Consider the following 8753-nt stretch of genomic DNA (forward strand, 5'->3'; position numbering starts at 1 on the left):
CAGAGATATATTATAATACTAGTGCTATTTTTGTGTTTTTTGTTGATGCAAACTGATGGGTACCTTAAGGAAGGGGGATAAAAATGAAAAATGATTTGGAGAAAGATTATCTTGTGCAGGGCGATATTTCTATGCAAAACGTTGACCTTGTGCAGAGCGATGATTCTATGCAAGGTGTTGATCTCGTGCAGGGTAATGATTCTATGCAGAGCGACATTCTCATGCAGGGCGATGACTCTGTGCAAGAAAGCGTTTTTGCACAGGACGAAAAACCGGCTCAATCTACTTCACGCAGAACGGCTTCAAGTATTAAGGAATTCACGGATAATTGGAACTTGACTTGTCGAAATCTGAAATTGGTGACGATTGATGACGTGACGACGGGGAGACCGGTTCAAATTGACGTGAGATTTTCGCGCTCGAAGTTTAAACATCTTTGTGATGTGCCGAATTTTGTTCGGTTTTGTCAGGAAGTTGAACGACGTTCGCGTACGACGATGTTTGTGTCGGATGCGGAACGCTTATTCGAGAATGGCATTATCGAAATCAAGATTGCCGCGATGGCTAGCAACTATGACGCTAATGTTATACATGGCGTATTAAGATGGATTACTTCAGAATTTTTTAAGTAATAACTTCTGGGTAATATTGAGGAGACCATTGAGTTGATGGTTAAATCGAACCATAACATTGAGAGAAAATGTCTAGTTAATGGTTAAATCGAACTATAGTATTAAGCTAATGTTTAGCTGAGTCAAACCATGGTGTTGAAAGAAACATTGAGGTTATGATTGATTAAACCAAATCACATTTGCTCGCCGAGAGGCGGGCTTTTTTATGATATAATTTTGGTAAACCCATATCAATTACATAAGGGAAAGCCGATGATCAAATTAAAAGACAAACTCATTTATGAAACGCTAAAACTGGTCGAATCACAAGGTAAAGAGGGACTTTTGTGTCGCAACAAGCAAAGCGATGCGGAGTTTATGAGACCCGTGAACGAATTCGCAGCTGCGAGTGGGCGCAACTACACATCGATCAAATCAACTCTTGACATAATTCATAAAAACTGGAGCTATCTGCAGCGCGAAAGCATTAAGGATACGGGGCTTGATGCAGGCAAGGCGTCGAAGATTTTCATCTACCGTCTATGCGAGTCAGGGCGAAACTTTATCGAAAAATACGAAAAAGCGCTCGTCCAAAACGCCGACAAATAGCCCAAAATTAAAAATTTTAAGCGCCGATTAGATAGAATTCTTTAATTTCACGTGGCGCTACAGAATTTCGTTTTTATGCGACTAGCCTTAAAAAAGGAGATGAAAATGCTGGATTTTATAGTAAAAATGTTCGCCTGGAAAGCTGAATGGGAGGTAAAAAAGGAATATGACAAAGAATTTGGTGATCTATCCTCCATGCGCTCAATCTTGCGCTTTATAATACTTCTTATCATACTTAGCATTTTGATTAAATTTCAATTAAGCGTATGAAAGATACATTTTTAGATATTGCGCTCGTTTTATTTGGCATCGTCATGCTTGTCGCGATACGACAAAAATCTTTATTAAAATTTACAATCTTCGTCGTGATTTTAGCGCTCGCCAGAGAGTTAATCATCAGGCTTTATGCCTAGTTTCGGCGAAACCGACGCGGATGGAATTTAAAATTTAAACGACAAAATGACGGCGCGGCGAAATTCGGCGGGCGCAAATTTTAAATTTCGCCGTAACCACACTATGCTTTTATCGTCGTTAGTAAATTCTACCGCACTTCAAGAATTGCCGCATCGATAAATCCAGCCTTTATCGTCAATGATAGATTTTACCCGCGGCGAGGATTTGCGCTTGATACCGCGCTTTCTACTATCAGTGGCGGATTTCGCTCGTGCAAATGCGACGGAATTTCACTTGTGCGAACACGGCGGATTTTTTGCGGTGGCAGCAAAAATTATAAACCAAATGAGCGGGTTAGAGCGTAAATTTTATAACGCTAAATTCCGCAGAAGCCCAAATTAATGCGATACAAATGTGAAATTCAAGCAAAAATTTTAAATTTAGTAGCAAAATTCCGCACGCTGAAATCTTAAAATTTTATTTCATAAAATTCCGAGATTTAGGAATTAAATTTTGCAGTGAAGCGACAAATTTTACCTCAAAATTAAAATTATCACGCAAACCATCCCCGAAAATTCTAAAATTTCATCATCATAAAATTTTAAAATTCCAATGCTGTATTGCAAATATATTATTTTATCAAACGTAGCGAAAAGCGAAATTTTGTATAAATTACACTCGAAAATTTGACGGATTCTCGCGCAAACCGGCTCGAAATTCCGCCCTGTTTACTCCACGTATCCGATAAATTCGCCATCGAAAGTATGCCTAACGTCGCCGCGAAAGTAAATTTTGCCTCCATCCCCTAAGCGCAAATTTAGCGTTTCACCGCTTGCGGGTATCACGCGGATGTCGGGAGTTAGCCCCATATTTTCGACGCCTGCGATGAAGCATGCTGCCATCCCCGTACCGCATGCGAGAGTTTCTGCCTCTACGCCACGCTCAAAGGTGCGCACCTTTAAAATTTTGCTTGCGAGGCGGCTTTGAACTAACGCATAATTAACGTTAGCGTTATACTTTTCACGCAGATCGCGGGCTAGCGCGGCGTCGAACTCATTTAAATCGCTAACAAAAGTTACTAAGTGCGGCACTCCTGTGTTATAAAAATACCACGTTAGCCCTGCCTCCTCAAAGCTTTCGCCCAGGCGCTTAGGACGAGTTAACATTACCTCGACATTAGCTACTAACGCGTGAGCATTAGGACGCAGATTGAAAATCTCGCCAAAGCTTACATTGCGTAGCTCGCCTCGCATGCTCTCGCTCAAATTTCCGCCGAAAATACCGAAAATTTCACCGCTAATTACGCCTGCGCCGCTTAGGAATTTCATGCTCTGCCCGGCCAAAAAATTCTCATACGCATACATGCATACCGCGCGCGAGCCATTGCCGCACATATCGGCGCTGCTGCCGTCGCTATTGTAAAATTCCCACTCGAAATTTATCCCCTCGATACCGTTAAATTTCGGTAGTACGACGATGAGCCCGTCGGCGCCCACCCCATCACGCCTATCGCATAGCTCGCGCGCTAGCTTGGATCTATCCGCCTTAACTGAATCCGTAAATATCACGAAATCATTTCCGCTCGCATTATATTTTGAAATTTTCATCATCTACCTCGCAAATTTTAAAATTACTAACGCTGCTCACTAACGCTTTATTAAAATTTTACTTCTATCTAAATTTAAGCGCATCGCTTATTTATAGGCTTTACTAAGACTAAAGTTACTAACTATCTTCTTTCGTAAGCCCATTTTGTTATGCGTTTTTCGCGCTTGATGTTAGAGCCTACCTCATAGTCTTTAAATGCTCGCAAGCATCAAATCTTCCGAGCTTGCAAGCCTTTTCATAAAGCTCGCGCGCCCTCTTTTTATCTTTCGCTACGCCCCAGCCCTTTTCGTATTGATACGCTAAATTTGAGCAGGCTAGCGGCTCGTCGCTTCTCTCACACGCCTCGCTAAAATACTTCGCAGCAAGCGCATGATCCTTTTGCCCGCCGTCGCCTTTGAAATACGTAACGCCCAAATTTACGCACGAATCCGCGTGCCCTTGCTCGCAAGCCCTCGTAAAAAATGTCCTAGCCCTGTCCGCGTCCTTTTTCACGCCTTCGCCGAGAACATAGCTAAGCCCTAGGTTATGGCACGCCTCTACCTGCCCCATCTTGCAAGCCTTGATCAAAAGCTCGATCGCCTTTTTCGTGTCTGGATAGACGCCGAGCCCCTTTTTATAGTTGTATGCAAGGCTCGCGCACCCCTCGCTGCTGTTTTTCTTGCAAGCATCGCTAAAAAGCTCATTCGCCCTCTTACGATCTTGCGTGACTCCCTGCCCGTCGTTGTAGAGCAGTCCCAAATAGACGCAGCCCTTCTGCTCGCCGAGCTTGCACGCCCTGTCGTAATAGCGCGCGGCCTGCCTGAAGCTTCTATTTGAGTCGTATGCGTAGCCTAAATTTGCACAATCCAGCGCGTTTTCCTCGCCGCCGGCGTCGCAATTGCGCTGCAGCTCGTTTATCACGCGGCTTAGTTTTTTACAATCCATCTCGCTTCCCGCGGCGCAGCCCTTCCTTAGATCGTCGATCTCCGCCGCAGCGCCCGTCGCAAACAGCGCGGAGAGCAAAACCGCTCGCGCCGTAAATTTCAACCGCTCTTTAAGCGGCGTGCTTTTAAAATTTTGAAATTTAGCGCCCTTTTGGGCGCAGCTACCGATCCTCATTGCTTTATCCTTTATTTTTAGTCTCATCTTAATTCGCGAGAAATTTTACGCAACCAGGCAAAGGGCTAAATTTTATCTTTTAGCTCTTTTAAAAATCTCTCCACCGCGGCTTTAAGCGCAGCAAGATCGCCGCTGTTATCTATCACAAAATCCGCCATAGCGCGCTTTTGCTCGATATCCGTTTGCAGCTCCACGCGGTGCTTTGCGGCGGCATGATCCAGCCCGTTTCGCTTCATCACGCGCGCGATCAATGTGTCTTTTGGTGCATAAACGACCGCCACTTTATCAAAAAACTCATACCTCTTGCCCTCGAAAAACAGCGGAATATCGACGAAGTAAAGCTTTCCTTTCGCCTCCAAAGCCTGCGCCTGCGATAAAATTTCAGCCGTTATCTTTGGATGCAGCAGTGCTTCAAGCTTTGCAAGCTCCGCAGGGTTTTTAAACACCAACTCGCCTAGTTTTTTGCGGTCCACCGAGGCGCACGAATCGGTCAAATTTTTCTCATCACCGCTGGCACTAAATTCCGCATGCGAATTAGAATTTTTAGCTTTCGAGTCTTTTTGTACAATGTATTGCGCGCCGAAAATTTCAGCTACCTGTGCGGCGCAGCGATCCAAAACGTCATGCGAAATCTTATCGGCGTCGATGATCTCAAATCCGCGATCACGAAGCAGCTCGCAAACCGCGCTCTTGCCGCTACCGATGCTGCCCGTGATGATGACGGCGTGTCTAAATTTCAAGGTGAACCTTTATAGCGTTTTTATTCGATTTTAGCTAAAATCTGCGAAATTATACCATCTTGGAGGATAAAATTTGATAAGCTACAAAGACGCTGGTGTCGATATAGACGCGGGAAATGATTTCGTAAACGCGATAAAACCGTTCGTTAAAGCCACGCAAACTCCGCACGTTTTGGGCGGTATCGGCTCATTTTCGGGTGCGGTAAGGTTGCCTACTGGCTACAAAAAGCCCGCGATCCTAGGCGCCACCGACGGCGTGGGCACAAAGCTGCGACTCGCGATCGACGCGCGCAAATTTGACGGCGTGGGGCAAGATCTCGTCGCGATGTGCGTAAACGACCTCATCTGCAACTTCGCCGAGCCGCTGTTTTTCCTCGACTACTACGCGACGGCGAAACTCGAGATCGCGGATGCCAAAGAGGTCGTAAAAAGCATCGCCGAGGGCTGCAAGCTCGCCCGCTGCGCGCTGATCGGCGGCGAGACGGCAGAGATGCCATCGATGTATGAGAAGGGCGATTTTGACCTCGCGGGCTTTGCCGTGGGTATCGCCGAGGAGGACGAGATCGACCGCTCAAAATTCGTCCGCGAAAGCGACGTGCTCATCGCGCTTCCTAGTAGCGGCCTGCACTCAAACGGCTTCTCGCTCGCGCGCAAAGTGATCGCCGAGCTAGGGCTGAAATTTGACGAGAAAATCGGCGGTCGCGCGCTCATCGACGTGCTTTTGGAGCCGACCAGGATCTACGTCGGCGACTTTTTAAATTTAAAAGACAAGATCCACGCGTTAGCGCATATCACGGGCGGCGGCATCTTGGAAAATTTGCCGCGCGTATTTCCAGAGGGGCTGGGCGCGAAGATCGAGCATGCAGCGATCCGCACGCCTGAAATCTTTAAAGTCATAGCGCAAAAGGTAGAGCCTGCCGAGATGATGAGGACATTTAACATGGGCGTAGGCATGATCGTCGTAGCTCCGAAAGAAAACGCTGACTTCGTACTAGCAAATACCGACGGCTACGTCATCGGCGAGGTCGTAAAAGGCGGGGGCGCACAGCTCGTGTAAATTTGAAGCGGTAAAATTTGCCGCTTTTTGCCAAGGCAGAATTTATGTTTAGACTAAATTTTAAAGCAGGTATTGCAACCGCTTCCAAAAACAGCGCCGAGAATTATTATATGATAGGCCTTGCGGACGACAAGTACGACTATAAAAACTATCTGCTTTTCCAAAGACCGATCAAGCTCGGGCGGTATGAGGACGCAGACGCACCGCATAACGGCTTATACGCCGAGTGCAACGGCGACGTATGTTATAACGGCTGCAAAGCATTGAAAATCACTAGCGAGCTTATTGTTTTTGAAGTCCAAGGCAGCGTCATCGCCGTAGATGTTCGCGGCGTTAAAATTCCCAAACGCTTCATTCAGTATTGTAAAGAAATTTTCGGCGATCTGCTTAGCATCGAGGGGTAAATTTAAATGCGCCTAACGGCACGTAAAATTTAGCAAGCGCGATGTAAATTCTACCGGAGGATACTACTCCGCGTCCTTTGCGTCCGCTTTTTCGATGAGGTTTTTATATTCGTCCTCGCCTAGATGCTTCATCCACGTTACATTTTTGCCGTCCTTTTCGAAGGTTACCGCGATGTGCTCGCCGTCTTCGTGCAGTCCGGCTCCGTGCCAGTGTTTGACGCCCGGCGGACAAAGCACCACGTCGCCGGGGCTGGCGATTTGCACGATGCCGTCCGCCGTACCGGTGTAAATTTTACCCTTCGTTACGATTAAATTTTGCCCCGCAGGATGCGTGTGCCATGCCGTGCGTACTCCACGCGGAAAATGCACTAGCGCCGCCCCTGCGTTTGCATAAGGCGTTGCGCCGAAAAGCAGCGTGACTTTAGGCAATCCGCCTGCAAAAATTTTATCGCTTACCTTATCATAAACGGCGAGATTTTCCTTTTTAACCAAAACTTGCTTTTCCTGCATCTTTTCTCCTTTGTCTATATTTTTCGCAGTGCTCTTGTGCGCTTAAATTTAACGCGCGCACCATCGCCGCTAAACTCAGAATTTTAAGAATTTTAGCGTTCATTATGCTCGCTTTAAATTTAATCACAAATTTAAAGCCAAAGTGCAAAAGTCGCCTAAAATTTCGCGAACCACTCTTTTATCTCTTTTTCGCTCGGTCTCTCGCCGAAGCACTTCCCCGCTAGCTACTCGCCGCCGTTTGCTTTCTTGGCTAAATTTTTATCGCTATTTTCAAGCCCGGAGCTATAAACGGTGCAAAACGGGATCACTTTTTTGCCGTTAAAATCGTTGTTTTTTATAAACTCGTCAACCGGCCACGCAGCATCGTGACACCAGATCGGATAGCCTACGAAAACGACATCATAGCTCTCCCAGCCTTCGATTTTAGCGTTAGCCAAAGGCACTTTCCTAAGCGACGTATCATCATGCTCTCGGCTAACGCGACTTTTTGGATCGTTGTAGTTTAGATCCGCGTTCGTGTAGGGCTGCACGGGCTTTAGCTCGACTATCTCGGCCCCTAAATTTTGTGCTATTAAATTTGCCGCTCTAGCCGTATTGCCGCCTGCGGAGAAATAGACTACGAGCGTCTTTTGCGGCTCAAATTTGATATTTTCCGCTGCGCTTTGGTTTGCCGCGAATGAACACATAGCAAGCGCCGTAGCCATTATTTTGCTTAGTTTTTTCATTTTATTTTCCTTTCTTTTATCTCATCTGTTCTTGCCAAAATTTGACCGCCTCATCCAGCCAGCCTTGTGCCGCCGTGCCGGTGCCTAAGCCAAATCCGTGACCTAAATTTGCGTAGCTACGAAACTGCGTTTTAACGCCCGCAGCGGCTAAATTTCGTATCCGTCGCTCCATCACGCTGGGGCTTGCGATCCGGTCGTTTTCGCCAACGACGGCAAAGGTCGGCGGATCATTTCGCGTAAAGTCCGAATAGCCCGTATATTGCATTATCACGGCTGCAGGGCGTGGATGCGAGCCCTGCTCAAAAGCCTGCGTGCCGTAGCTTCCCAGCATCGCTACGAGCCTAGCTCCGGCCGAGCCGCCCCACAGCGAATAAAACTCCACTCCCACCTCAAGCTCCTTTGCGTGCTCAAAAATAAAGCTAATCGCACGAGCAAGGTCTTGCGCTCCGCTCCTAGCGCCCGGGCGGTAGATCAACGCAAAGGCGTTGTAGCCCTTTTTAGAAAGCTCAAGCGCGTGCGGGAAACTATCGTGCATCGCGCCCACATAGGCAAAGCCGCCTCCGGCAACCACCACTGCAAACGGCTTGTCCCGCTCGCCTTTGAAATAAAAAAGCCCAGTATCGTTTTTGCGCGGATCGGCGGCTTTTTCGGTATTTGAGTAAATATCATAAAATACCTGCTCGCCGGCCTTAGCGCGATCTTTTAGATAGTTTAAAATTTCAACCGTTTTATCGGCATCGATGTGCTCGTACCACGTCAAATTTAGCTCGCCGAGCTTACCGCCGCTAAAATAACCCTTGTGCGTAGGGAAAAGCAACCTGCCGTAATCACCAAACGCCGCATCACGGACGACATCTGAAATTTTGCTCTCTTTTGTAAAGCTCTCGTTCATCTGCCCTCCCGCTAGTGCTGCCGCAAATAGCGCCGAAATCAAAAACTTTTTCAAAATCAACCTTTTTAAATTTAGCCGGCAAAGCCGAACCTATCTTGATAGGTTA

General features: G+C 46.9%; 11 protein-coding genes. 5 read left to right on the forward strand and 6 right to left on the reverse strand.

The genetic code is table 11. From position 1 onward, the window contains the following. Positions 1 to 83: 83 nt before the first annotated feature. The 3 genes from Q0236_RS13130 to Q0236_RS13140 all read left to right on the forward strand — a co-directional run bounded on the left by Q0236_RS13130 (position 84) and on the right by Q0236_RS13140 (position 1633). On the forward strand, positions 84 to 632 hold the full coding sequence (locus tag Q0236_RS13130; RefSeq protein WP_297918987.1) for a hypothetical protein: 549 nt from the start codon (positions 84 to 86) through the stop codon (positions 630 to 632). Positions 633 to 884: 252 nt separating this feature from the next. Beyond that, positions 885 to 1220, forward strand: coding sequence for a hypothetical protein (locus Q0236_RS13135; RefSeq protein ID WP_297918990.1), 336 nt, complete (start codon positions 885 to 887; stop codon positions 1218 to 1220). A 266-nt stretch (positions 1221 to 1486) separates the two neighbouring features. Further along, positions 1487 to 1633 carry a hypothetical protein gene (locus tag Q0236_RS13140; protein ID WP_297918993.1) on the forward strand — a complete coding sequence of 49 codons (147 nt, stop codon included), beginning with the start codon at positions 1487 to 1489 and terminating at the stop codon, positions 1631 to 1633. 708 nt (positions 1634 to 2341) lie between these two features. Here the strand turns inward: Q0236_RS13140 and dapF are convergent. The 3 genes from dapF to coaE form a co-directional block, all read right to left on the reverse strand. Next, positions 2342 to 3220, reverse strand: a complete 879-nt coding sequence (gene dapF, locus Q0236_RS13145) for a diaminopimelate epimerase (RefSeq protein ID WP_297918996.1) — start codon at positions 3218 to 3220, stop codon at positions 2342 to 2344. Positions 3221 to 3398: 178 nt separating this feature from the next. Continuing rightward, entirely contained in the window at positions 3399 to 4319 is a 921-nt protein-coding gene (locus tag Q0236_RS13150; protein WP_297918999.1) for a tetratricopeptide repeat protein, read from the reverse strand. A 65-nt stretch (positions 4320 to 4384) separates the two neighbouring features. Continuing rightward, the gene (coaE, locus tag Q0236_RS13155) at positions 4385 to 5059 is read right to left on the reverse strand and encodes a dephospho-CoA kinase (protein WP_297919002.1); all 675 of its coding nucleotides are present in this window, start codon (positions 5057 to 5059) and stop codon (positions 4385 to 4387) included. A gap of 73 nt (positions 5060 to 5132) precedes the next feature. Between coaE and purM the strand changes: the two genes are divergently transcribed. Both purM and Q0236_RS13165 read left to right on the forward strand, forming a co-directional pair. Then, complete coding sequence (gene purM / locus Q0236_RS13160; protein WP_297919005.1) at positions 5133 to 6116, forward strand: phosphoribosylformylglycinamidine cyclo-ligase; 984 nt, start codon at positions 5133 to 5135, stop codon at positions 6114 to 6116. A gap of 44 nt (positions 6117 to 6160) precedes the next feature. Continuing rightward, positions 6161 to 6520, forward strand: coding sequence for an Imm10 family immunity protein (locus Q0236_RS13165; protein ID WP_297919008.1), 360 nt, complete (start codon positions 6161 to 6163; stop codon positions 6518 to 6520). Positions 6521 to 6583: 63 nt separating this feature from the next. On the opposite strand, the gene Q0236_RS13170 is transcribed toward Q0236_RS13165, so the two are convergent. The 3 genes from Q0236_RS13170 to Q0236_RS13180 form a co-directional block, all read right to left on the reverse strand. Continuing rightward, the gene (locus Q0236_RS13170) at positions 6584 to 7030 is read right to left on the reverse strand and encodes a cupin domain-containing protein (protein ID WP_297919011.1); all 447 of its coding nucleotides are present in this window, start codon (positions 7028 to 7030) and stop codon (positions 6584 to 6586) included. Positions 7031 to 7254: 224 nt separating this feature from the next. After that, positions 7255 to 7755, reverse strand: a complete 501-nt coding sequence (locus tag Q0236_RS13175; RefSeq protein ID WP_297919014.1) for a flavodoxin — start codon at positions 7753 to 7755, stop codon at positions 7255 to 7257. Between the two features lie 16 nt (positions 7756 to 7771). Continuing rightward, the gene (locus Q0236_RS13180; protein WP_297919017.1) at positions 7772 to 8701 is read right to left on the reverse strand and encodes an alpha/beta hydrolase; all 930 of its coding nucleotides are present in this window, start codon (positions 8699 to 8701) and stop codon (positions 7772 to 7774) included. Positions 8702 to 8753: the final 52 nt, after the last annotated feature.

This window comes from uncultured Campylobacter sp. (assembly GCF_938031315.1).
Lineage (GTDB): Bacteria > Campylobacterota > Campylobacteria > Campylobacterales > Campylobacteraceae > Campylobacter_B.

Coding starts and splice junctions, on each gene's coding strand:
- Q0236_RS13165 (WP_297919008.1), top strand. CDS start 6,161: ATGTTTAGACTAAATTTTAAAGCAGGTATTGCAACCGCTTCCAAAAAC.
- Q0236_RS13130 (WP_297918987.1), top strand. CDS start 84: ATGAAAAATGATTTGGAGAAAGATTATCTTGTGCAGGGCGATATTTCT.
- Q0236_RS13140 (WP_297918993.1), top strand. CDS start 1,487: ATGAAAGATACATTTTTAGATATTGCGCTCGTTTTATTTGGCATCGTC.
- Q0236_RS13135 (WP_297918990.1), top strand. CDS start 885: ATGATCAAATTAAAAGACAAACTCATTTATGAAACGCTAAAACTGGTC.
- dapF (WP_297918996.1), bottom strand. CDS start 3,220: ATGAAAATTTCAAAATATAATGCGAGCGGAAATGATTTCGTGATATTT.
- Q0236_RS13175 (WP_297919014.1), bottom strand. CDS start 7,755: ATGAAAAAACTAAGCAAAATAATGGCTACGGCGCTTGCTATGTGTTCA.
- Q0236_RS13150 (WP_297918999.1), bottom strand. CDS start 4,319: ATGAGGATCGGTAGCTGCGCCCAAAAGGGCGCTAAATTTCAAAATTTT.
- Q0236_RS13170 (WP_297919011.1), bottom strand. CDS start 7,030: ATGCAGGAAAAGCAAGTTTTGGTTAAAAAGGAAAATCTCGCCGTTTAT.